Annotated in this window: 20 protein-coding genes; 5 read left to right on the top strand and 15 right to left on the bottom strand. The window is 71.8% G+C overall.

Features of this window, described 5'->3' with window-relative positions; all coding sequences use genetic code 11:
* Nucleotides 1-24 precede the first annotated feature (24 nt).
* On the top strand, nt 25-672 hold the full coding sequence (locus IA22_RS0119885) for a Dps family protein (protein WP_014157439.1): 648 nt from the start codon (nt 25-27) through the stop codon (nt 670-672).
* Between the two features lie 58 nt (nt 673-730).
* Here IA22_RS0119885 and IA22_RS0119880 read toward each other — a convergent pair whose 3' ends face one another.
* Nucleotides 731-3427 (bottom strand): helix-turn-helix transcriptional regulator, encoded by a 2697-nt coding sequence (locus IA22_RS0119880; RefSeq protein WP_030124336.1) that lies wholly within the window; start codon nt 3425-3427, stop codon nt 731-733.
* 412 nt (nt 3428-3839) lie between these two features.
* On the opposite strand from IA22_RS0119880, the gene IA22_RS0119875 reads away from it, so the two are divergent.
* Both IA22_RS0119875 and IA22_RS0119870 read left to right on the top strand, forming a co-directional pair.
* Nucleotides 3840-5177 carry a hemolysin family protein gene (locus tag IA22_RS0119875; RefSeq protein ID WP_030124335.1) on the top strand — a complete coding sequence of 446 codons (1338 nt, stop codon included), beginning with the start codon at nt 3840-3842 and terminating at the stop codon, nt 5175-5177.
* A complete protein-coding gene (locus tag IA22_RS0119870) occupies nt 5174-6193 on the top strand; it encodes a hemolysin family protein (protein ID WP_030124334.1) in 1020 nt (339 codons plus the stop codon). The genes IA22_RS0119875 and IA22_RS0119870 overlap by 4 nt, the downstream gene beginning before the upstream one ends.
* A gap of 55 nt (nt 6194-6248) precedes the next feature.
* Here IA22_RS0119870 and IA22_RS0119865 read toward each other — a convergent pair whose 3' ends face one another.
* From IA22_RS0119865 to IA22_RS0119800, 14 genes are all read right to left on the bottom strand, one after another.
* A complete protein-coding gene (locus tag IA22_RS0119865) occupies nt 6249-6959 on the bottom strand; it encodes a phytanoyl-CoA dioxygenase family protein (RefSeq protein WP_014157435.1) in 711 nt (236 codons plus the stop codon).
* A gap of 10 nt (nt 6960-6969) precedes the next feature.
* Complete coding sequence (locus tag IA22_RS0119860) at nt 6970-7776, bottom strand: ABC transporter permease (RefSeq protein WP_030124333.1); 807 nt, start codon at nt 7774-7776, stop codon at nt 6970-6972.
* A complete protein-coding gene (locus IA22_RS0119855) occupies nt 7769-8587 on the bottom strand; it encodes an ABC-2 family transporter protein (RefSeq protein ID WP_030124332.1) in 819 nt (272 codons plus the stop codon). The genes IA22_RS0119860 and IA22_RS0119855 overlap by 8 nt, the downstream gene beginning before the upstream one ends.
* Nucleotides 8584-9558, bottom strand: coding sequence for an ATP-binding cassette domain-containing protein (locus IA22_RS0119850; protein ID WP_030124331.1), 975 nt, complete (start codon nt 9556-9558; stop codon nt 8584-8586). The genes IA22_RS0119855 and IA22_RS0119850 overlap by 4 nt, the downstream gene beginning before the upstream one ends.
* Nucleotides 9555-10355 carry an aldo/keto reductase gene (locus IA22_RS0119845; protein ID WP_030124330.1) on the bottom strand — a complete coding sequence of 267 codons (801 nt, stop codon included), beginning with the start codon at nt 10353-10355 and terminating at the stop codon, nt 9555-9557. The genes IA22_RS0119850 and IA22_RS0119845 overlap by 4 nt, the downstream gene beginning before the upstream one ends.
* Nucleotides 10352-11128 carry a cupin domain-containing protein gene (locus IA22_RS0119840; RefSeq protein WP_014157430.1) on the bottom strand — a complete coding sequence of 259 codons (777 nt, stop codon included), beginning with the start codon at nt 11126-11128 and terminating at the stop codon, nt 10352-10354. The genes IA22_RS0119845 and IA22_RS0119840 overlap by 4 nt, the downstream gene beginning before the upstream one ends.
* The gene (locus tag IA22_RS0119835; RefSeq protein WP_030124329.1) at nt 11109-12836 is read right to left on the bottom strand and encodes a radical SAM protein; all 1728 of its coding nucleotides are present in this window, start codon (nt 12834-12836) and stop codon (nt 11109-11111) included. The genes IA22_RS0119840 and IA22_RS0119835 overlap by 20 nt, the downstream gene beginning before the upstream one ends.
* Nucleotides 12833-13798 (bottom strand): arginase family protein, encoded by a 966-nt coding sequence (locus IA22_RS0119830; RefSeq protein ID WP_015576346.1) that lies wholly within the window; start codon nt 13796-13798, stop codon nt 12833-12835. The genes IA22_RS0119835 and IA22_RS0119830 overlap by 4 nt, the downstream gene beginning before the upstream one ends.
* On the bottom strand, nt 13795-15006 hold the full coding sequence (locus IA22_RS0119825; protein WP_030124327.1) for a JmjC domain-containing protein: 1212 nt from the start codon (nt 15004-15006) through the stop codon (nt 13795-13797). The genes IA22_RS0119830 and IA22_RS0119825 overlap by 4 nt, the downstream gene beginning before the upstream one ends.
* Nucleotides 15007-15105: 99 nt before the next feature.
* Nucleotides 15106-15267: a hypothetical protein gene (locus tag IA22_RS37155; RefSeq protein ID WP_014157426.1), complete on the bottom strand. Its 162-nt coding sequence runs from the start codon at nt 15265-15267 to the stop codon at nt 15106-15108.
* Nucleotides 15268-15400: 133 nt separating this feature from the next.
* Nucleotides 15401-15943 (bottom strand): GNAT family N-acetyltransferase, encoded by a 543-nt coding sequence (locus tag IA22_RS0119815; RefSeq protein ID WP_030124326.1) that lies wholly within the window; start codon nt 15941-15943, stop codon nt 15401-15403.
* Nucleotides 15944-16325: 382 nt separating this feature from the next.
* Entirely contained in the window at nt 16326-17507 is a 1182-nt protein-coding gene (locus IA22_RS0119810; RefSeq protein WP_030124325.1) for an alpha/beta hydrolase family protein, read from the bottom strand.
* 469 nt (nt 17508-17976) lie between these two features.
* Entirely contained in the window at nt 17977-18561 is a 585-nt protein-coding gene (locus IA22_RS0119805) for a TerD family protein (RefSeq protein ID WP_014157423.1), read from the bottom strand.
* 203 nt (nt 18562-18764) lie between these two features.
* Nucleotides 18765-20120, bottom strand: a complete 1356-nt coding sequence (locus tag IA22_RS0119800; RefSeq protein WP_030124324.1) for a peptidase C39 family protein — start codon at nt 20118-20120, stop codon at nt 18765-18767.
* 186 nt (nt 20121-20306) lie between these two features.
* Here IA22_RS0119800 and IA22_RS0119795 point away from each other — a divergent pair, with 186 nt between their 5' ends.
* The gene (locus IA22_RS0119795; RefSeq protein WP_014157421.1) at nt 20307-20921 is read left to right on the top strand and encodes a uridine kinase family protein; all 615 of its coding nucleotides are present in this window, start codon (nt 20307-20309) and stop codon (nt 20919-20921) included.
* A 367-nt stretch (nt 20922-21288) separates the two neighbouring features.
* Nucleotides 21289-23196: an AAA family ATPase gene (locus tag IA22_RS0119790; protein WP_030124323.1), complete on the top strand. Its 1908-nt coding sequence runs from the start codon at nt 21289-21291 to the stop codon at nt 23194-23196.
* The last annotated feature ends 34 nt before the right edge of the window (nt 23197-23230 follow it).

Here is a 23230-nt window from a genome sequence, read left to right as displayed (position 1 = left end):
CCGAGTCTCAGGAGCACCACCCTCATGACCACCGCTTCCGCCGCGCCGGCCCCGTCCGCCACCACGGCACCGGCCGCTGCCCAGCCCCTGCTGCACCAACGGGGTGCGGAGATACAGCACTTCGGCACGGTCAAGCAGCTGCCGATCGCCCTGTCGCACGACGCCCGGATGTACGCGTGCCAGCGGCTGAACCGTCTCCTGGCGGACACGCAGATGCTGTACGGCCTCTACAAGAAGCACCACTGGCTGATGAGGGGCGCCACCTTCCACCAGCTCCACCTGCTGCTCGACCAGCACGCGACCGCGCAGCTCGCCGTCGTGGACGCTCTCGCGGAGCGGGTGCAGAGCCTCGGCGGAGTGGCCGTCGGCGACCCCCGCCACGCCGCCGAGATCACCTCGATCCCCCGCCCGCCGAACGGCGTCGAGGAGGTTCCGGCGATGCTGTCGCGGCTGCTGGAGGCGCACGAGACGATCCTCGGTGACGCCCGGGACGCCGCACGCAAGGTCGCGGAGCAGGGGGACGACGGGTCCAACGACATGATCGTCTCCGAGGTGATCCGTACCGGCGAGACGCAGGCGTGGTTCCTGGCGGAGCACCTGGTCGACACACCCCTCACCCAGGTGAGCAGGACGGCTCCCGCACACCCGGAGGACGGCGCCGCTCGCGGCTGACCCCGCGGCGGTGCCGCCGTGCCGGGTGGCCGGGTCCGGAGGACCGTCCCGGGCGCCGTCAGCCCTCGCGCAGGGCCTGCGCGAGGGCTGCCCGCGAGGTGATCCCGAGCTTGGGATAGATCTTGTACAGGTGGGTGGCGACGGTACGGGGGGAAAGGTGGAGCTGCCGCCCGATGTCCTTGTTCGTCAGTCCGGTGGCGGCGAGCCGGGCGATACGCGTCTCCTGTCCGGTGAGCTGCTCTCGGCCCTCGGCCCGGGTGCCCACCTGATGGCCGTCCGCCCGCAGTTCGGCCGCACACCGCTCCTCCCAGGGTGTGGCGCCCAGTCCGGAGAAGACCTGGCGGGCCTCCAGCAGGACGTCGCGGGCTCCGGCCCGGCGGTGTCTGCGCAGCCATGCACCGTGCGCGAGCCGCAGCCGGGCCGTCTCGAAGACCCAGCGTTCCGCGCCCGGCACGGCGCACGCCTCGCGGTAGCGTTCCTCGGCCTCGTCGTCGGGAGCGGCCAGGGCCTCGGCCGCGGCCAGCAGGAACGCGTGATGGGCGGAGATCCCGGCCATCCGGGCTGCCCTCCCCGCCTCCAGGTGCCGCTGCGCCTCCTCCCGCCGGCCGGTGTGCACGGCGGCGTCCACGAAGTCGAAGAACGGCAGGTGGAACCAGGGAAGGCCGACCGGCAGCACCCCTGGCGGGGTGAGTTCGGCGATGCGGGAGTACGCCTCCTCGTACCGTCCATGGGCGAGGGCGGCCAGGGCGCGCAGGTGGTCGAGGTGGTCGGTGACGAACCGCATGCGGGCCCTGCGGGCGGCCGGTCCGATCAGCGCTTCGATCCGCTTCAGCCCCTCCTCGTCCCCCCGTCCGGCGAGGAAGTGCGCGTAGTGGTGCCGGAACAGCAGGGCGTTGCAGTGGTAGCCGAGCCCCTCGGACGCCTCGGCCTCACGCAGGCAGTCGTCCGCGGCGTCCCAGCGGCCGAGGAGGAAGTCCTGGTAGTACCTCGCCTTGGCGACCGAACCCTGGGTGGCGTAGGCGTGCTGGCCGGTGAACCGCCGCCACAGGCCGCTGTCGGCGACGTCGACGGCGGTGGCGGTCCACAGCAGCAGCCAGGCGGCGCCGGCCTCCTGTTCCTCGTTCAGCCCCTGGCTGAGCAGCGTGAGTTCGTCGGCGGCGCCCTGTGCGGTACGGGCCGGGTCGGACCAGGCGCGGTGGCAGAGCCTCGCCAGCGGCGAGACGTCGTCCAGGTGCTTGTCCAGGGCCTGCCAGGCGCGTGCGTCGTCCGTGTACGTGGCGGCGAGCAGCAGCTTGAAGAACACCTGCTCGGCCAGGCCGCCGAAGGAGTCCGCGCCGGGCACGGCGAGGGCGTCGAGCGCGCCCGGGAGCAGCGTGAACGAGGACTCGAAGTCGATCCGGTGGCTCTGGTCGACGTAGACGACCGCGTAGGCCAGGAGCGGTGCGATGTCCTCGGGCACCGGGCCCCGGCGTACTTCTTCGACGAGGCGGCCGGTGTGGGCGAGGCGGCCGCCGCGGGCGGCGGTCACGGCGGCCCAGGTCATGCGGCGGGCGCGGTCCGCGGGATCGGAACTGAGCATCGCGGCCCGGTCGAGCAGCAGGGCGCCCTCGGCGTCGGCGCCCCGCGCGGCGATGCGCTGTCCGGCCCGCTCCAGGCGCCCCGCGAGTGCCTCGTCGGGGTGTGCGGCGGCGGAGGCCTCGTGGACCAGCCGTCTGGGTTCGTCGTGCGGCAGCCGCGCCGCCAGTGCGAGGTGGGCCTGCCGTCGTCGAGCCTCCGACGCCCGGGAGATCACGGCGCTGCGCACGAGCGGATGCCGGAAGACGAAGCGCCCCGAGGGGTCCGAGCGGGCCAGGCCCGTGGCCTCGACCCGTTCCCTCACGTCCTCCGCCACCTCCCCGGCCGGGTACGCGCCGTACGCCCCGCCGCCCAGGGCGGCCAGCAGGAGAACCTGCGCCGCGTCCGGCGACAGCGCCTCCAGCCGGTCGGCGAACATACGCTCCAGCCTCTGTCCGAGCGGCAGGCGGTCGGGCAGGGGCTCGAGCCCGCGGAGCACGTCGCCGTCAAGTTGCGCGGGGAGTTCGACCAGCGCCAGCGGGTTGCCGGCCGCCTCCGACAGAACCCTGTCGCAGGTGCTCGCCGCCAGGCCGGGGTGCCTGCTGCGCAGCAGCGCGCCGGCGTCCTCGGGCGCGAGAGCGTGGATCTCGGCGAGTGGCGCGGGCCAGCCCTCGGCCGCCGCCGCCCCCGGCCGGGTGGCGGTGACGAAGGCCAGCGGCAGTTCACCGATGCGGCGGTGGAGGAAGGCGAGGACCCCGGCGCTGGAGGAATCGATCCAGTGCAGATCGTCGACGACGATCAGCATGGGCCGGACGCGGGCCGCCTCGGCCAGCAGGGCCATCGAGGCGGCGCCCACCAGGAACCCGCCGGCCGGCGGCCCGGAGCGCAGCCCCAGAACGCTCTCCAGCGCCTCGCGCTGCGGGTTCGACAAGGCCGTGGAGCGTTCCAGCAGGGGGTGCAGCAGCTGGTGCAGCGCGCCGAACGCGGTTTCGGCCTCGGCCTCCGCCCCGACCGTCCGCAGGACGGCGAACCCGCTGTCGCGGGCGAGTGTCCCGGCCAGTTCCAGCAGCGCCGTCTTGCCCATCCCGGCTTCACCGCGCAGCAGGACGGACGACCCTCCGGATCCCTTCCGGGCATGGTGCAGGACGCGGCCGAGCAGGGCCGTCTCCGCGTGCCGGCCGACGAGTTCACTGCCGGCCATCGCGGCGGTCCTCCTCACGTGCCCCGGACACGCGACGCGCCCGGTCGAAAGACAGCATATCGACCGTTTGTCCGAGTGGGCGCCCCGTTGCCGTGATCGGGCCGGCACCGGCCCGTGCGACAGCTCCGGGCTTCCGGAACCCGGCAGCGTGTCCGGGAGGAGAGCTCACGGGCCGACCGGGACCGGGCATCTTCTACAGCGGAGTAGAAGCATAAAGTTGCCCAGCGCGCCCATGGCGCCGGCCGGTGCGCTCGGTGGCCTGGAACGTGATTTCGGTCAGAATCGTTGTGTGTGAGCACGCCTAGATGAGGAGCCCTCGCTTGTCCGCCAGATCGACGGACCCTTCGGGATACAGTCCCCGACCACCCCGCCCAGAGCTTCCTGAGCACGGCACGCGGCGGGGTGGTGTCGGATGAGTGCCGTGCAGGCCTGGCTGGGCGTGCTGTCCGTCTTCGTGCTGACCGCGGGCACCGGCTACTTCGTCGCCCAGGAGTTCGCGTACGTCTCCGCCGACCGGCTCGCCCTCGCCCGGGAGGCCGAGGCCGGGGACAGGAAGGCCGCCCGGGCGCTGACCGTGCTGGGGCGGTTGTCGTTCATGCTGTCGGGCGCCCAGCTCGGTATCACCGTGACCGGTCTGGTCGTCGGCTTCATCGCCGAACCGTCCGTCTCCGCGCTCCTTCGGCCCGCCCTGTCGGGCCTGGGCATCACCGACGGCGCCGTGAGCGGCATCTCCGTGGTGCTTGCGTTCGTCCTGGCCACCGTGGTGCAGATGGTGCTGGGCGAGCTGGCCCCGAAGAATCTGGCCATCGCCGTGCCGGAGCGGCTGGCCAAGGCCCTCGCCGGTTCCACGCTGGCGTATCTCAAGGTCGTCGGCCCGGTGGTGCGGATCTTCGACGGGGCGGCGAACAGGCTGCTGCGGAAGGTCGGCATCGAGCCGGTCGAGGAGCTGCACCACGGTGCCACCCTGGAGGAGCTCGGCCATCTGATCGGCGAGTCCCACGAGCAGGGCCAGCTTCCGCGCGGCACGGCCGAACTGGTCGACCACGCACTGGAGTTCTCGGAGCGGACCCTGCACGCGGTGATGGTGCCCCGGGCCGACGCGGTGTTCGTCCGCAAGGACGCCACGGCCGCCGAGGCGATCGGGCTCATCGGCAGGCACGGCCACTCCAACTACCCGGTGCTGGGCGACCACCCCGACGACGTCGCGGGTGTGCTGGGCGTCCGGGAGCTCATGGGGCTGCACGCGGACCGGCTCACCACCGCGACCGCCGGTGCGGTGGCGCGCGGGGCGCTCCTCCTGCCGGACACCCTGCCGCTTCCGGGTGCCGTGGAGCGGATGCGGGAGCGCGACGACGAGTTCGCCGTCGTCCTCGACGAGCACGGCGGCGTCGCCGGGGTCGTCACGTACGAGGACATCGCCGAGGAGCTCGTGGGTGACATCGCCGACGAGTCCGACACCGTCACCGAGGTGGCCGTCGCGGACGGCGACGGGTGGATCGTGGACGCCGGGCGCCGCCTGGACGAGGTGGCGGAGACCACCGGGATCGAACTGCCCGCCGAGGAGGACTACGACACCGTGGCCGGCCTGATCATCGACCGGCTCGGGCGCTTCCCGGCCATCGGCGACCGGCTCACGGTGCCACTGCCCCACGGGGCGGTCGCGGCCATCGACGTACGCGCCCTCGACCGGCACGTACCGGAGCGCATCCGTATCGAGCGTCTGGCGGACCGGCCGGAGGAGCAGGCATGAGTTTCCCGATGGCGATCTTCGTCACCGTGCTGCTGCTGATCGGCAGCGGGTTCTTCGTGGCGGCGGAGTTCGCGCTGGTCGCCGCCAAGCGGCACCGCATGGAGAAGGCCGTGGCCGAGGGCCGGCGCGGCGCCAAGGCCGCGCTGGCCGGCATGCGCGAGCTGTCACTGATGCTGGCCGGCGCCCAGCTCGGCATCACGGTGTGCACGCTGGGCCTCGGTTCGGTGTCCAAGCCTGCGATCTCCCACGAGCTGGATCCCCTGCTGCACGACCTGGGGCTCCCCACCGCGCTCAGTTACGGCGTGGCGTTCGCCGTGGCGATGATCGTCGTGGTCTTCCTGCACATGGTGCTCGGCGAGATGGCGCCCAAGTCCTGGGCCATCGCCCACCCCGAGCGCTCCGCCATGCTGCTCTCCCCGCCCTTCCGGAGCGTCGTGAAGACGGTGCGCCCGCTGATCTGGGTCCTCAACAGGATCAGCAACGCACTGGTACGGCTGTGCAGGGTCACCCCGCGGGACGAGCTGACCTCCGTCCACAACCGCGAGCAGCTCACCCACCTGGTGGAGGAGTCCGAGCGGCTGGGCCTGATCAGCGAGACCGACTCCGACCTGCTGACCCGCTCGCTGACCGAGCCGGACACCCCGGTGCGCGACCTGCGGGTCCCCGCCTCCGGGATCTCCGCCGTCGACGGCGACGCCGACGCCGAACAGATCCTCCGGCTGGCGGCCGACACCGACCGCACCCGGCTGCTGGTCCTGCGGGACGGGGCGGTCCTGGGGTCGGTGCACGCCCGTGACGTCCTCGTCGCGCGCGCCCAGGGACGTGCCGCCTCGGCCCGTGAGCTGGCCCGCCCCGTGCCCGAACTGACCGAGGACGCCACGGTCGCCGAGGCGATCGAGCTGCTGCGCCGGCGCCGGGCCTCGCTGGCCGTCGTCCGGGACGAGGCGGGACGGCTCACCGGCATGGTGAGTCTGGACGACCTGCTGGCCCGCTTCCTCCAGCCCCAGTCCGCGTAGGACCGCACGACGACGAGCGCCCCGGCCCCGTGCCGGGGCGCTCGCCTGTACCGGTTCACCGGACCGGCCGGGACCTGCCGCCCCTGCGCAGCGGCAGATCGCCGAAGGCCGCGTCGTTGGGGGTGAGTTCCACGGTCCGCGCACTCTTGTACTCGTGGATCAGGATGGACCGGTGGCGGTCCGTCGTGTTGCTGCTGGCACGGTGCACGGTGAGGCAGTGCAGGAAGAGCACCGATCCCGGCCGGGCCCTGACCGGCACCACCTCGTCGGCCGCGGGCTCGGACTCGTGGCGGAGGTGGCTGCCCGGCCACACCAGGGTGGCGCCGGACTCCGCGTCCATGTCGTCGAGGTAGACGAGTGCGGTGACCAGCTCGGGACGGGTGTGCCGGTCGGTGTCCAGGTCACGGTGCCAGCCCTCCTCGGCACTCAGACGGGACGGGCGCAGCCGGGCGAATCCCATGTGGAAGTTGATGTCGGGTCCCAGCAGCTCGCCCACGACGTCCAGGACCCGCTCGTCGTGGATGAGCGCGTACCAGTCGTCCCCGGCCAGCGGCGTGTTGACGATCTTCCACACGGCGTACGGGTTGAAGGGGTCGAGGTGGGGCAGGGGCGTCCCGGACGCGGCATGGACGTGCAGCCGGGGGTGGGAGCGGAGCGGAGGGTCGATGAGGCGGGACAGCATCGTCTTCAGCCGCGCCACCTCCGCCTCCGAGTAGAGGTCGGCCACCAGGTATCCGTCACGTTCGAACAGGTCGCGGTCCTTCACGGCGGGCTCCTCATGAACCGGTGCTGGAGTAGCGGTCGATCCCGCTCCGCCAGAGCAGGACGGCGGGCAGGAAGAGCAGGGGTCCCGCGAGAGGCAGGAGCCAGACGAACGGTGAGTCGGTCCTGCCGAGGATGTAGAGGCAGGGGAAGTAGCCGACGAACGCGAACGGCACGACCGTGGAGAACACCGTCATGAGCCACGTCGGGTAGAAGCTCATCGGCAGTTGCGCGAAGGTGTCCAGACGCCAGATCAGCATGCTCAGCATCGCGTCCTGCCGCAGCCAGAAGGACAGGGCGGTGACGGCGAGGTGCATGGCCGCGAAGACCAGCGCGGAACCGGCGAGCGCGAGCGGGATGAAGACCAGCACCGGGCCGGAGAGCTCCGCCCCGCTGACGTGGAGGGCGACGGCGAGCATTCCCGTCCCGACGGCGATCTCGATCCAGACGTCCGTGTCGACCTTCGAGAACAGGATGAGCATCAGCGGGTTCGCCGGTCGGACGAGGAGGTGGTCGAGTTCCCCGCTGCGCACCATGTCCGGAATGTCGAGGGTGCCGAAGAAGACCGTGTTCCACAGGGCGCGGGCCACGGTCGTGAATCCCGTGAGCGCCGCCCACTCGGCCAGTGTCCAGCCGTGGATGCCGTCCGACGCGGAGAGGGCCAGCATGAGGACGGCTGCTCCGGACAGGGCCTGGACCAGCGCCCCGATGTTGGCCAGCAGGACCTCGCCCGGGTGCACCAGGTGGCTCCGGAAGTTCATCCGGGTGGCGAGCAGCGCGATTCCGGCGGACTTCCGCAGCGCGGCCAGGGTGTCAGCCACCGGCGATCACCAGCCTCCGCAGGGCGGCACGGGTGCACAGGGCGGCGGCCGCGGACAGCAGGACGGCCCAGCAGGCGCCGAGGACGACGACCCGGTCGTCGACGAAGGGGTCCCGGACCAGGGTGCCGAGCGGGGTGTAGAAGCCGTGCACGAACGGGGTCCAGACCGCCGCGTCACGCAGTGCGGCCGGGTACAGCGAGACCGGCATCATCGAGCCGCCGAGCAGGAGCAGCAGCGCCTCACGGACCTCGTTCAGCCCTTCGACCCGGCGGACGAAGAACGCCGACAGACCGATCAGATAGCTGAAGTCGAACAGGACGACGAAAGCGATGGCGGCGGTCAGCGCCAGGCGGCCGACGTGGGCGGGGTCGAGGGTGAACGGGTACAGCACCGCCGCTCCGGCGATCGCCGCGGGCACACCGACGAGCACGGTGACCCCGGCGGTGCGTCCGAGCGCGGCGGAGAACCACTGCGTCAGGAACCCGGTGGGCAGCAGGAGTTCGCTCACGATCCTGCCGTCCCTGATCTTCGACTCCAGTTGGCGGGCCAGCGCGAGCCCGGGAAGGCACAGCACCCAGACGGTGCCGGCCGCCGCGTACACCGTCGTCTGGTGCAGCGTCAGCCCGCCCGCCCGCACCTGGCCGTCGCCGCCGGCGTACACGGCGCTCCACAGCGCCACCTGGAGCCCGATCAGCAGGAGGGCGCCGATCCCCTGCGCGAAGGCCCGGGTCCGGTAGTGGAAGGCGAGTTTCAGCTGCATGCCGGCGACGGCCCGCTGGGCCCGCCATCCGCGCCGCAGGGTGCCCGTCACGCACCCTCCAGGTAGAGGCCCTTGATGACGGTCTCCAGGCTGGGAGCCTCGATCTGCACGTCGTCGACCTGGGGGTCGGCGAAGAGTTCGGTGAGGAGCCCGCCGGGCAGCTCCCCCTGGGCGAAGACGTACGTGGTGACCGTGCTGGTCCGTTCCCCGGACCGGGCCGGCCCCGGCAGCGGGGGCAGCCGGTGGCCCGGCGCGTGGTGGATCACCAGGGTGCGACGTCCGCCACCGAGCGCCCGGAGCTCGTCGATCTTCCCGTCGTACACGAGCCTGCCGCCGTCGATCGTGACGATGCGGTCGCAGATCGCCTCGACGTCACGCAGGTCGTGGCTGGCCATGAGGAGGGTGGGCGCGGTGTCCTGGCGGAGGTCGCGCAGGACGTCGCAGATGGCCTCCCGCGCGAAGATGTCGAGGCCGATGGTCGGCTCGTCGAGCAGGAGCAGGCGCGGCGCGTGCAGCAGGGTGCCCACCAGCTCGGCACGGGTGCGGTTGCCGAGCGAGAGCTCACGCACGGGGGTGCCGAGGTGCCGTCCGATGCCGAGGCGGTCGACGAGGCGGTCGTGACGGCGCCGGAAGAGGGCCGGTTCGATGTCGTAGACCCGCCGCAGCAGTTCGTAGGAGTCCTTCACGGGGAGGTCCCACCAGAGGCTGGCGCGCTGGGCGGCGAGATACCCCAGCTCCGCGGAGAGGCGGCGGCGCTCCTTGTGCGGATCGCGGCCGTCCACCGTGACCCGGCCGGAGGTCGGCGTGAGGATCCCGGCGACGAGCTTCATGGTGGTCGACTTGCCGGCCCCGTTGAGCCCGATGTAGCCGACCGCCTCGCCCTCGTCCACCCGCAGGTCGACACCTCGCAGCGCCTCCACCTCGCCGCTGACCCTGCGCAGCAGCCGGGCGAGACGGCCGCCGGTCTCGGGGGCCCGGCGCACCCGGTAGCTGCGGTGCACGGACTCCAGGTGGACTCTCACCGCGCGGCTCCCGTCCACGCGTCGTCGGCGGCCCGGTCGATCGCCTCCACCTCGGCGGCGGTCAGTGCGAACTCGTGGACCCTGAGGTTCGCGGCGAGATGGGCCGGTGAGGCCGCCTTGGCCACGACCGGCACCCCGTGTTCGACGTGCCAGCGCAGCAGGATCTGGTGGACGCTCCGGCCGTGGTGTCCGGCGGCGGCCCTGAGCGCGGGGTGCCGGAGGTCGTTCTCGCTGAAGGGGCTGTGCCCCTGGACCACGATGCCCAGGGCGGTGTGGTGCCGGACGAGGGCCGGGTCGAGCCGGCGCGGTCCGAAGGCGACCTGGTTCACCGCGGGGGTCACGCCCGAGCGGGCCACGAGGTCGTCCACTTGCGCCGGCAGGAAGTTGCTCACGCCGATGGCACGGACCAGGCCCGCCTCCCGTGCCTCGATGAACCGTTCCCACACGGCGAGCGATCCGTCCGGGTCCAGCGGTCCGTGGACCAGCCAGAGATCCAGGTGGTCCACGCCCAGCTGGTCCAGGCTGCGCAGCAGCGTCTCGCGTTCACGTCCGGCGTCCTCCTCGGGGAACTTGGTGACGATCAGCAGGTCGCCGCGCTCGATGCCCGAGGTGCGGATCCCCGCCCCCACGTCACGCTCGTTGTCGTATCCGGTGGCGGTGTCGACGCACCGGTATCCCAGGGCGAGCGCCTGCCCGACCGCGCGGGTCGCCGCCCGGCCGCGCAGCTGCCAGGTGCCCAGGCTCACCGGCGGGAGACCGAACGGCGGGTTGAACGGCGGGTTGCCGGCCCGGCTCACCGGGCGCCGCTCCCGCCGGTCACGCCGTCGAGCCGGTCGAACGTCGTCCCCACGGCCGTGAGCAGATCGAGGTTCGCCCGGTCCTCCAGGATCTCGAAGTAGCGCCGGACGAAGCCGACGTTGGAACGGTTGACGAAGTTGGCGGTGACGGAGACGGTGCCCGTCAGGTTGTGCACCTCGTGGGCCCAGCCGCTGGGTGTCACGACGACGTCTCCCGGCTCCTGGACCAGGGTGACGACGTCCGTGCCGTCTCCGCCCGGCGGGCCGCCGCATCCGGGCGGCAGCAGGCGCAGCTCCTCGGCGCGGCCGGGAGGGTGGAAGGTCCATCGCTTGCGCCCCGAGCCGAGGAGGTTCCAGGCGGAGCTCGCCATCGTGTCGACGTGCAGCGGGGAGCCGGTGCCGGCCCCGCCGATCATCAGCCACGCCCAGTCGGGGCGTACGTCCCCGGGCAGCGCCAGCAGCCAGTTCAGCCTGCGGACCTCCCTCGGGACCAGGTTCCAGAGGGTGGGTTCGAACTCCGAGACCAGCTGGTCGCGCAGGTACAGTCCCCGGGGCCGTTCGGCCCGCGACTCGTCGAGGATCTCCCGCAGAGCCACGGTCACCGGCCTGCCTCCGGCGTCCTCCGCGACCACGGGGCGGTCTTCGAGTTCCCGCAGCCGCGCCTCCCCCAGCGCGGCGTACACCGGCCAGTCGCGGCCGGCACCGCGCAGCACGGCGGGCCGGTCGGCGCACATCGCGGCGGTCAGGGTGCCGTCAGGCGTGGAAGTAGTCAACGCGGCTGCCTCCCTCCGCCTGACGTGCCCAGTCCTCGCGGTGCCCCCGCAGGGCCTGGGCGCCGAAGACGTCCTCGATGTCGGCCCGTGCGCGCAGGCCCTGTTCGAGGTTCTCCCGCTCGGACATGCAGCGGGCCCGCTTGGCCGTCACCTTCTCCTGTACCGTCCCGGCGGTGTCCGACGCCCGGAAGGGCGCCTCGGGCACGGTCACGGTGCACATCGGTGCCGCCCAGCAGGTCCGGCAGGAGCCCGCCTGCACGGCGTCCCGGAACATGCCGAGCTGCTCCACCCCGGCCACCGGGTCGACGCCACGGTCCGTGTGGCCGACGGCGAAGTCCGGGGACTGGTACTCGTACGAGGAGTAGAGCGTGCCGTCCGAGCCGAGCACGAGGTACTCGTTGCCCGGGACGAGCTGGACGCCCAGCAGGTGGCCGAGCCGCGGACCTCCGTCCCGTACCGGCTGGTTCAGGGCCCGGTGGAAGGACCGGTGGAGGAAGCCGTGGCTGAAGGCGAAGCGGTACCGGCCGGAGCGCTCCCGCGTCTCGGAGGGAAGCCGGTGCGAGGCGACGAAGAGGTCCCAGACCCGGCGTTGCTCCGCGAACATCTGGCGGAAGTCCGAGTAGGACTCCTCGCCTCCCGGCAGCAGCAGGTCGAAGTCCCAGGCCAGCGCGCGCAGCGCGGTCGGCCACTCGCTGAAGTACCGGTACAGGGAGGCCTCGTCGAGCGGCGCGGACAGGACGCAGATGACGGCGACGCGTGAGGCGAAGTACTCGGGCCGGTACTCCGCGAGCCAGTCGGTCCGCTCCCGCACCCGGTCGTGGGTCCCCCTGCCGCGCCGGTCGATCCGGTAGCGGTCGTGGTTGGGCCCGTCGATGGAGATGTTGAGGTAGATGTCGTGCTCGACCAGGAAGTCGACGATGCCGGGGGTCAGCAGCATGCCGTTGGAGTTGACCTGGATGATCAGGTTCTCCAGGTGCGAGCCGACCTCCCGCTTCCGCTCCTCCAGGGTGAGTACGGCCTGCTTCAGCTGGTCGAACGCCATCAGCGGCTCACCGCCGAAGAAGTAGACCGCGCGTTGGGCGGGCTCCAGCCGTTCCTCCCCGGTGACGAAGAGATCGATCGCCGCCTTCACCATGTCCGCTGCGGGGGACGCGGTCTGATGCGGCCGGGTCCCCGGATAGGCGCCGCCGTAGTAGCAGTACGTGCAGCGGATGTTGCACTGCTCCGTGGGGTTCAGCATGAGCACCCGCACCCGTGGCTGTTCCAGGCGCGCGTCCGGGGGAAGGTCGGGAAACTGCCAGCCGGTTCCGTCGAACGGCCTGATCAGCGAGGCCAGTTCCTCGATCTCGCTCTCGTCCCACGCGTCGGCGGGCTGGGCCGGAGGGCAACCCCGGGCCGCTTCCGGCACCGACCGGTCCCAGTGGTCCGCCCGCAGGAGGGACGCCTGGCGGGGTGTGATCCGGTGGACCTCTCCGGTGGCGGGTGCGTAGAGGTGGAAACTGCCCGCCCGGCGGTCGCTCTCCCAGACCTTGTACAGCCAGGTGCGACCCCGCTCCTGACGGATCGACACATCGCTCTCGCCGGCGTTGACGCCGGTGGTGGAGTCCCCGAGCGTCCGGGTGTCCGGTCGGTCGGTCCGCCGGATCAATTCGGTCTGCCAGGCGTGCAGGCGGTGGGTCCCGCTCTGTTCTGCCGTGTCCGTACTCATCGGCCCCGTGCCCCTCCTCGGTGGTGATCGTCCAGCAGTGCCCGGAGGCAGCTCATGACGAGCGCGGAGATCGTGGCGCTCGTCGCCCTGTTCTCGCGGTCGTCCTGCAGGGCCTCCACGATGTCGACGGCGACCACGCGGCGCGTGCGGCACACGTGCTCGACGGCGGCGAGCAGTTCCCGTAGCCGGTAGCCACCCGCTTCGGGGTGTCCGGTCGCCGGGAACTCCATGGGGTCGATCACGTCGAGGTCGATGGACAGGTGGACCGGCTCGTCGTCCACGGTGTGCGCAGGCTCCGGGAATCCGTACGCGTACGCACAGCGCAGGTGCGCCGGAAGCGGTCCGCAGGCGGCCGGCAGCAAGGTGCGCACGCCGTACAGTTCGCACGCGGCGACCGCTCCGGTCTGGAACAGGTGCCCCAGGAAGTCGCCGTGGGTGATGTCGGTGACACCGGGCATCGGCCGGCCGCTGAAGTCGCAGTGGGCGTCGAAGCACACGACGCGCACCGGTCCGTGCACGGCGGCGAGTCCCGTCACGAGAGGGGCGGAGAGGCTGTGGTCCCCGCCGACGAAGAGGGGCACGGCCCGCGTCCTGGTGAGCCGTTCCACGAGACCGGTCAGCGCCCGGTAGTACGCGGCCCGGCCGACCCGGGGGTCGAGCGGCACGGCCCCGAGGTCGCCGAGGTCGAACACGCGGCGGCCGGCGAGCACCGGCCCCCCGGTCAGCGGATCGATCAGTCCGCCCAGCGTCCCGTCGTCGTCGACGCTCCAGTCGTGCCCCGGGCTCAGCTTGCGGAAGATCTCGGGGCCGTGGCGCTGGCCCGGCACCCCCGTCACTCCGGCGTCGAACGGAAGGCCCATGATCACCGCCTCGGCCGTCAGGGAACCGGACAGGACGGGGCCGACGTCGGCCGCGGGCAGCCCCAGGGCGCCGGCACCCGGCCGGATCGAGGGGTGGCTCACGAGGCCCGCCATCCTTCGGCCGGTCCGGCGGGGCCGTCGGTGACGGTGACCAGGCGGGCCCGGAGTAACGCGGAGACCAGGGCGGAGACGGCGGCCGGGGAGGTACCCGACCGTTCGGCGAGTTCGGCCGTGCCGACGCGTCGTGCCCGGACGAGCGTCTCGCAGGCCTCCCGGTGGACGGCGGGCAGGACGAACTCCTGGCCGGCGGCGGTGAGTACCAGCCGCTCGCCTCTCATTTCCATCAGGGGCGCCTGCACGGTGGCCAGTTCGACGAACGTCCCGGCCGAGGGGCGCGCCTTCAGCACGTCCCAGGGCAGGCAGGCGGTGTCCCGGCCCCCGCTCCTGCGCCGCTCGGCGTCGAAGAAGTCCCGCAGCGTCAGCGCCTTCGCCTCGTTCACGAACGCCGTGACGAGCCGCGCGGCCTGCGCACGCTGCTCCTCCGGGGTCCCGGCGCGGGCCAGGCTCTCCCGTACGTCGGTGCTGTCCAGAGCCCGGTACGCCACCCAGCGGAGCCAGTCGTAGCCGGTGCGCCGGGTGAAGGCGAAGGTCAGATGCAGGCTGGATTCGCCGCCCCCGCGCACCGTGTGCCACCACCCGCGCGGCACATGGATCACGTCGCCCGGCTCCAGCGTCCGCTCGAAGAGCACGGCCTCCGGGCAGCGGGCGGGGTCGCTGTCGCCGTACTCCGGGAGGGGGTGTTCCTCCGAAGGCCCGTGCACCTGCCAGCTCTTGGTGCCGAGCACCTGGAGGACGAAGGTGTCCACCTCGTCGAAGTGGCTGGCGAAGGCCTGCGCGTCGTCGAAGGTGACGAAGAGGTTGCAGGAGGCGGTCTCACCGACCATGCGCATGACGTCGTCGGTCGCGGCGCGTACGGCGGGGTGGATCCGGTCCAGCGAGTCGATGACGAGGCTGGCCCCGGACCGCATGAGCGAGAACGTCCGGGTCAGGTCCACCACGCGGTGGCCCGCCCGCGTCACCGTGTACGCGTGCTCGGGCAGGGAACTGCCTCCGGTGCACAGCTTCAGCTCGGCCGGTTCGACGCGGCCGCGGGAGAGGATCTCGTTGAGATCGCGCCAGGAGAAGTGCTCCTGGATCATCTCCGGATCGAGATGCCGGAGCACCACGTCGGTGCTGAGGTGTTTCCCCACGAAGTCGGGGCCGAACGCGGCCGCCAGTGCCCGGCCGAGTTCCGAGGCGGGTGCAGTCATGATCCCGATGTCTCCCTAGTCGCCGCCGAACAGCGCCGCAGAAACGGGTTCCGCGTGCACCGGACCCGGCCGGTCCGGTGCACGCGGAACCCTCGATCCCTACTTCACCGAGTCACCGAACATCTGGGTGAAGTCGGGAACGCCCGCACGATTGTGCGTCTTGGCGAAGGTCGCCCGCGCCCTCTCGGCCACGGGTGAGACCTTGACCTCCACCTCGGGGAATTCCTGCTCCTCGGTATTCCTTGCGGTGTTGTCAGCCATGTTCGCCTCCAGAGCGACGTTGCCGGCAGTTCTCGGCGAGAGTACGACAGCATTTACCGGACGGACAAGGGGTGATATGCGGAGCGCGGGAGAAAGGGAACGCGTTCGCCATTCTGTAGCAGAAAAACCCGTTCTATTCGCAGGGCTCGTCATTCCACTGCGGGGCGGTCACTACCCCGGACAGCCAGTCGCGGCGCAGAACCGCGTATCCGACCGCGTCGTGGACCTCGCCGCCGGACGACGGCCAGGCATCCCGGTAGTGGGCCTCCTTGGCGTAGCCGCAGCGCACGAAGACCCGTCGCATCGCACGGTTGTCCTGCCGGGTCGTGCCCTCGATACGCCGTACGTCGGGGAATTCCTCGAAGAGATACCTGGTCAGCCACGCGACCGCCACGGCCCCGACCCCGCGGCCGCGGTCGGCGGCGCGCAGCCGTAGGTCGAACAGCGGTGTGGCGTCCCCGAGGTCCATGAGACGCACCAGGCCGACCGCAGCCCCGTCGTCGACCACCCAGAAACTCCTGTTCTCCTCGCTCTCGAAGCGACCCTCGGTGACCCATTGGCCGGCGGTCTCCCGGTCCACCTGGCTCACGACGTGGAACGGCCAGTCCTCGCTGGTCAGAAAGCGGATCAGGGAGTCGGCATCGGAAGCGGAAATCCGCCGGAAGGACATATTCATGATCGCTACCGTACGGCCTGGAACCCGGCCAGGAACACCCGCCGGACCAGATCCCTGGGCAAAGGTGCGGCACGGAGTCAAGGTCCGGATATCGATGCTGAAATCCGTATGGCGCGAGGAATAATGCGTGCACACATTCCGGAGCGTTGAGCAAGAATTCAACAACGCGTACCGATCGGCGCTCACGGCAGATCTCGCGCCCGACAGGGAAGCCCGCGCACATCATCTGCTCCCTCCGGAATGCGCAGTGCCCGAGCGGTACGATTCCCGGCGGACCGGAACCGGCCATTTCACGGACCTGCGCGGAATCGCGCCGTGGACGGGGAGAGCCGTCCGGCGCGCACGCCGTTCCTACGCCGTGCGCGCCGGTCCGGATCGGCCCTCAGACGCAGGTGCCGCTCTCAGGGGCGCAGAACAGGACCTGCGGGTATCGGGCGGAGGGCTTGTCCAGAAGGGGCTGGGGCAGGTGGCGCAGGTGCTGCTGCAGGAACGCACGGGTGTACCTGCGGACGATCTCGGAGACCCGGGCGGCCGGGAGGCCGGCACCGATGTCGATCCCCAACTGCTCCGCCAGCGGGCCGACATCGGTGAACGAGGCGTGCTCGGCTCCGGACACCACGAGCCACCGCTTCCACCCCGTCAGGTGTCGCCAGTCGCGCTCCCAGGTGGCGACCGCACCGCCACCGCTGCCCGGGGTGTACTGGGACTGCCTTCCGAGGAACAGGAACGGCCTGGACAGGCCGCTGTCCGGTACCGGGACCTGGGTCGTGCCGTCGATGTCGATCCCGGCACGTATCCGGGAATCGGCGAGCAGCGACGGCAGTGCGCTCGCGCCGCCGACGGAATGGCCCGCCACGGCGACGCGCGACGGGTCGACGAGACGCGCGCCGTCCCAGTGCGTGTTCCCGCCTGTCAGTTCGTCCCGTACGAACGAGATGTCGGTGGCCCGGCTCGTGACCAGCCGGTCCCAGAACGCTTCGTCGTGCGGGAGGTCGCAGGCCGCGCAGGTGGCGACGCGCCCGTCCGGGAAGGTGGTGGCGACACTCTCGTAGGTGTGGTCGATCGCGGCCACCACGTAGCCGTGGCTCGCGAGGTCTTCGGCGAGTGCCGTCAGTGTGGTGCGCGGCTTGGCGAAGCCGGGTGACAGCACGACCAGCGGAAGGCCGCGGGGCGCCCCGGCCGGGCGGGCTCCGGCGAAGGCGTTCGTCCGTGTCGTGCTCAGCACGTCCGGCTCCAGGCCGGTGATGCCCCCGTCCTCGAGGAGCAGCTGCGACTCCGTCGGCGTCATGTACTGCGCACGCCGCCCGTTCGGGGACGCCGTGGGGTACCACAGGGAGACCATGAGTTCCCGCACGTCCACCCCGGCGGCCCAGGGGTCGGGGCGGGAGTCGTCCGTCAGGTGCAGGGACGTGGTGCCGACCGCACGGGAGCCGGTCGGTGCGGGCAGGCGGGGTGCGTCGCCGGATTCCCCGGTCGCCGCGGCGGGAGGCGCGCCCATGGCGACGGCCAGCGTCAGTAACGCGGTGGCGGCGGTCAGGCCACGACGGAGGAAGGCATGGGTCATGGAGTCGTCCGTTCTCTGCTCGGGCGGGCGTGGGTGCCGACCCCGTCCCGGCGACTCCTCATGTTCCGGCCCGCGCCGCGTCGCGCGGGGCGGACCGTCGTGAGGGCGCGCTCGTGGCTCGGATCCCGAGCACCGGTACGGTGATCCGGCGACTCGTCGGGGCCGGGCCGGCCGGATGAACGTTACGAGCGGCCCCGGTCGGCGCGCGTCGTCCTCCGGAACCCCGTGCGGTACCGCGCCGGGACGATCCCCCGAGATGTCGTCCCCGCGATGTAGGCGGGTGACGTACCCGGCGTGGCACGGATGCCCGCGAAGACGGATGCCAGGGCAGGCCGGACGCTCCGGTGGCAGCGGCGTACCAGCGGCGGGCGAAGCAGGAACTCGGCGCGACGGGCGCCGTCGAGCAGCGTGTGCCCGGGTCGGCGCCTGCCGCCGCCGCAGAGGCCGGGGGGTGCCCCCGGCCACAGGCCTACTTGCTGATCGCGAAGCGCATCAGGGCGTGCTCGTCACCCGGCTTGATCTTCCCGGTCGCATTGATCACTTCGAGCTTCCACGAGCCCCCGACCCGCACGGCCTTCGCCACGGCGCAGCCGTTGTCCTGCGTCAGCAGGCTGGGCCAGATGTCGGCCACCTGCTGGGTGGTGCCGCCGGTCCCGTCGTAGACCTTGAAGCTGATGTTGCGGGCCTTCTGGAAGGAGCTGCCCTTCTTGAAGGCCGCGGCGACGAACACGATCGACGTGATGTTGGTGGGGACTCGCGAGAACTCCACCGTGACCGTCTCGTCGTCACCGTCGCCGCGCCCGGTCTGGTTGTCGCCGCTGTGGACCAGGGAGCCGTTGCCCATGGGGTCCAGCGAGTCGAGGCCCGCCAGACGCACCGGGTCCGCGCCCTGCATGGCGATGGCGATCAGGTCGAGGTCGGTGCCGGTCTTGCGGCGGAGCATGCCCATGACCCCTCCGCTGCTCCCGGCCGTGGGGTCCCAGGACACGCCTATGGACAGGTGGGTGACGCCGTCCAGGTCCGCCGGGCCGTCTTCCTTGCTGAGCGTAATCATGCGTGGATCATCCTCTGGTGGTGGAACTACAACACGCCGAGTCTGCCTGGCGCCCCTGCGGTACCCCGCGCCGGGCCCCCGCAGCTCAGGCCACTCCCGTGCCCGCAGTCCTCGGGTGAGCGGGCACTGCCCCGAGGACGGCTCCCGCAGGACGGCCGGGCGCGCTCGCCTCCTGGGCTGCGCGCCCCGGCCCTCCCGCACGCTCAGACCAGCCCGAGCGACCTCAGGACGCGGCGCTGACGCGCACTCGGGTCGACCGGCCAGTAGACGTAGCAGACCCCGCCCGTGCCGCCCCTGACCGCGCCGTTCGCGTCGTACCGCTTCGTCCTCAGCCAGATCGTCTCCCACTCCCGCCGCCGGTAGACCCGGCGCACCGCGTCGTTGGACGGCGAGGCGGGGTCGTTGGCGATCACGTCGCCGTCGGCCGTGAAGCCGATGACCGTCATCAGGTGTCCTGACGTCCCGTAACCCGCTCCCGTGAGCTCGCCCTTGAAGAACGACTGCGAGGTGATGACCGGGATGCCGGCGGCGACCAGCTGTTCCAGGTCGGTCAGTGATCCGAGCCGGGTGACCGCTGCGTTCATGTCCTCGTACGTCGCCGCGTAGGCGGCGTTGAAGGGCCAGTTGCCACAGCCTTCGTACTGGTAGTCGAAGGTGTAGCGGGCCGCGTGGCAGATCTGCGGGTCGGCGAGGCCCGGCTTGACCCAGGACAGGTCCTCGGGGGTGGGGGTTCGGCCCCAGTACTCGATGATCATCTGCGAGGAGGTGGGGCTGCACCAGGCCTCGCCCCCGTTGTCGTACTCGGGGTACTCCCCCACGTGGACGTTCTGCGAGTAGCGGGGCACCGCGAGCTCACGGGCGGCACCGGGCGTGCTGGCCGGGACGGTGAAGCGGTCGGGGACGTCCGAGGCCATGGCGCCGACGCGGTGGACGGTGGGGGTGAGGCGGGTGCCGGGTGTCCGGTGGAGGGTGAGCCGCAGCCGGTACGCGACCAGTCGCAGTCCGCTCGCCGCGTCGTCGACCGAGAAGGTGTCGGTCCAGACGGTGCTCTTCCCGTCCGTCTGGTCGTCGACGGAGGTACGCCGGATGTCCGTGTCGGCCGAGGCCCAGCGGCCCATGACGTACCAGGGGGTGTCCGTGCCGTCCGAGTAGCTGCCGCGCAGCTCGACCTGGATCCAGGTGCCCTCCGGGGTGGCGGCGTTCCAGGAGGCGATCACCTCGGTGGCGGGGACGGCCGGGCGATGGACCGGGGAGGTCCAGCTCGCGTACTCCCAGGTGGTGGTCGTGCCGGTGTGCGGGTCGGTGTAGTCGGCGCTTCCGGCGGGGGTGGAGATCACCAGGCCGGGCCGGCGGCCGGGGACCGCGCGGGTCCCTGCCGTGGAGCCGCAGCGCCAGTCGGTGTGGGTGGTCCAGAATCGGTTGTCCACGAGAGAGGATGCCGCCTGGGACGAGGAGGTCCGGGAAGGGGCCGCGCCCGCCGGTCCTGCGGCGGCGACGACGCCTGCCCCGGCCGCGAGCGCGGCGGTGAGCACGGTCCTGCGTGAAGTCGGTCTGGTCATGGGCGAGACCCCCGGTCGTTGAACGGATTGGGGCTGCGGGTGCCGATCGGTGGCCCAACTATCGCGGGTCGGGACCGGTTCCGGCCAGACATTCGACCCGTGCCGCGACGGCAATATTGGTCTGGTCCACTGACGTGACCTGCGCGGGCCCGGAGCCGCTCGGCCCGGTCTCGTAGGGTGGAGGACATGACCGACCTGGCGGACCACGCGCGCCGGCTGCGCGCCCTCCCTCCGTCCTGCGGGCCTGTACGGCTGATCGCGGTCGACGGTCACGCGGGGTCCGGCAAGAGCACGTTCGCCGGCCGCCTGGCCACCGCGCTCGGGGACGCGCCGGTACTGCGGCTGGACGACCTGGCCACGCACGAGGAGCTCTTCGGCTGGACCGGCCGGCTCCGGGCGCAGGTCCTGGACCCCCTCTCGCGCGGGGAGCCGGCCCGGTATCTCCCGTACGACTGGACGGCCCGGCGCTTCGGGCCGCCGCGGACGCTGGACCCGGCCCCCGTGCTCCTGGTCGAGGGAGTGGGGGCCGGCCGTTCCTCGGTGCGGCCGTTCCTCGCGGCACTGCTGTGGATCGAGGGGGACAGCGCGGCGTCCTGGGAGCAGGGGCGGCTGCGTGACGGCCCGGGGCTCTCGGAGTTCTGGGACGGCTGGACCGTCGCGGAGCAGCGCCATTTCGCCGGTGATCCCTCGCTCCCCTTCGCCGATGCGGTGATACGGCGGGTACCTGAGGGATACGAGTGGCTGGAAGGGCCTCACGCGACAGCGGGGGCGAGTCATTTCGTCACGGACGGTGAAGCCTGAAGGGCACCGTCTCCACCGACGGGAAAAGCACCCGCACGAACCTCAACTCGGCTTGACCGAGGGGCCGTACAGGTCTTACGTTCTCGATGTGCGGCTTCTCGGAGCCCACACGTACGCGAAGCCCCCGGTTGTTCCCCCGTGACCGGGGGCTTCGTTCTGCCCTCCCGCGCCCTCCGCACAGGCCTCCCGCTCACCCTGGGTCACCGCCCCCGAGGCGCCGGTTACGTACTTAACCGCTCACTCCCTGTACAGGTACGATGCGTCTCGGATGTGGTCAATTCCCGTCCACGGCGCGGTGATTAGGCGTGCCGTGCTGGGCATGCTGTGCGGGCGGGACATTCTGGGGGCTCGGTTTGTGGGGGACCTGATGGACATCGGCACGCCGGGCACGCAGGCCCCGGCCGACCTTGCCTGGCTGCGCGGGGTGGACGCCTACACGATGGGCGCGTACCCGCAGGCCGAGGAGGAGTTCAGAGCCGCGGTACGTCTCGATCCCGGCATGGCGGACGGCTGGCTGGGCCTGCACGCGCTGCGGATCGACACGACCACGGCGCTGTTACGCATGTTCCGCCATCGGGACCGCTTCGGTGAGCAGCGCACGCGCCACCGTCGCACACTCAACTCGTGGTACTGGCTCGGCTGGTGGGTGCAGCCGGTGCTGGAGAGCCCTCGCGACCTCCTGCTCGCGCACGCCTCGCACTGGCTCGACGGCCGTCATGTCCCGGAGCTGGACCGGGCGTTGGCCGGCCTGCCGCCCGTCGACACCGATCCCCAGGTGCGCTTCCTGCACGCCTGCCGCTCCTATCTGGTCAAGGACTGGGAGCAGCTCGTGCGCACCACGGAACATCTGGTGGACGATCCGCTGCTCGGCATCGAGGCGGGACTGTTCGGCGGCATGGCCCGGGTGCGCCTGGAGATGTACGGGCAGGCGGAGCCCTTCCTCTCGGCCGCCCTGATGCGTTGCCGCAGTGAACAGCCGCAGCGCAAGGAGCTGCGCTACTGGCTGGCGCGGGCGCACGAGGGCACCGGCCGCAGCGCGGCGGCCCTGCCCCTCTACCGGGCGGTGCACCGCGTGGACCCGGCCTTCATGGACACCTCGGCCCGGCTCGCGGCCATCTCCGAGGGGGACGGATACGACGAGGCGGTCGACCTCGCCGCGGTCTCACTGGCCGGTTTCGGCGCGGACGGCACGGGCGTGGAGGCACGGGCGGACGGCGACACGGCGCTCGACACCGACCTGGCGGACGGCCGTGAGCCCTGGCTCGGCGGCGACCCGCAGGTCCTTCCCGGTACCGCGGTGCCGTCCTCCGGGCCCGGCGGCGACGCGACGCGGACGAAACGGGGCGCACCACGGACCGCCGTCTTCCCCGCGGGGCCGAGCGATCCCGCGATGCTCGCGAAGGCGCTGGCGGAGCTGGAGCGCATGGTCGGGCTCGAACCGGTGAAGCGGCAGGTCAAAGCACTCTCCGCCCAGCTGAACATGGCGCGCCTGCGTGCGGAGCAGGGCCTGCCGGTGCAGCCCCCGAAGCGTCACTTCGTCTTCTCCGGTCCGTCCGGGACGGGCAAGACCACGGTCGCCCGCATTCTGGGCCGGGTGTTCTACGCACTGGGTCTGCTCGGCGGCGACCACCTGGTGGAGGCCCAGCGCTCCGATCTGGTGGGCGAGTTCCTCGGGCAGACCGCCGTGAAGGCGAACGAGCTGATCGACTCGGCACTCGGCGGGGTGCTGTTCGTCGACGAGGCGTACAGCCTGTCCAACTCCGGTTACACCAAGGGCGATGCCTACGGCGACGAGGCGCTTCAGGTCCTCCTCAAGCGGGCGGAGGACAACAGGGACCATCTCGTCGTCATCCTCGCCGGCTACCCGGAGGGCATGGACCGGCTGCTGTCCACCAACCCCGGTCTCTCCTCACGCTTCACCACGCGGGTCGACTTCCCGAGCTACCGGCCCCTCGAACTCACCGCGATCGGCGGGGTGCTGGCGGCCGACAACGACGACGTGTGGGACGAGGAGTCGCTCGACGAGCTGCGCAGCATCAGCGGGCACGTGGTCGACCAGGGGTGGATCGACGAGCTGGGCAACGGCCGTTTCCTGCGCACCCTGTACGAGAAGAGCTGCGCCTACCGCGATCTGCGGCTGTCGGGATACACCGCGGCGCCGACCCGGGACGATCTGGCCACACTGCGGCTGCCCGACCTGATGCAGGCGTACGGCGAGGTGCTGTCCGGGCGGGGGCCCGTGGACCGGGGGACGCCGGAGCCCGGGGCGCTGTGAGGACGAAGCCGCCGGACGGCCCCTGAGGGACCGC

The organism is Kitasatospora papulosa, from assembly GCF_000717245.1.
Classification (GTDB): domain Bacteria; phylum Actinomycetota; class Actinomycetes; order Streptomycetales; family Streptomycetaceae; genus Streptomyces; species Streptomyces papulosus.
The sequence above is the reverse complement of the archived record's forward strand: the minus strand, read 5'-3'. Positions and strand labels throughout refer to the sequence as shown.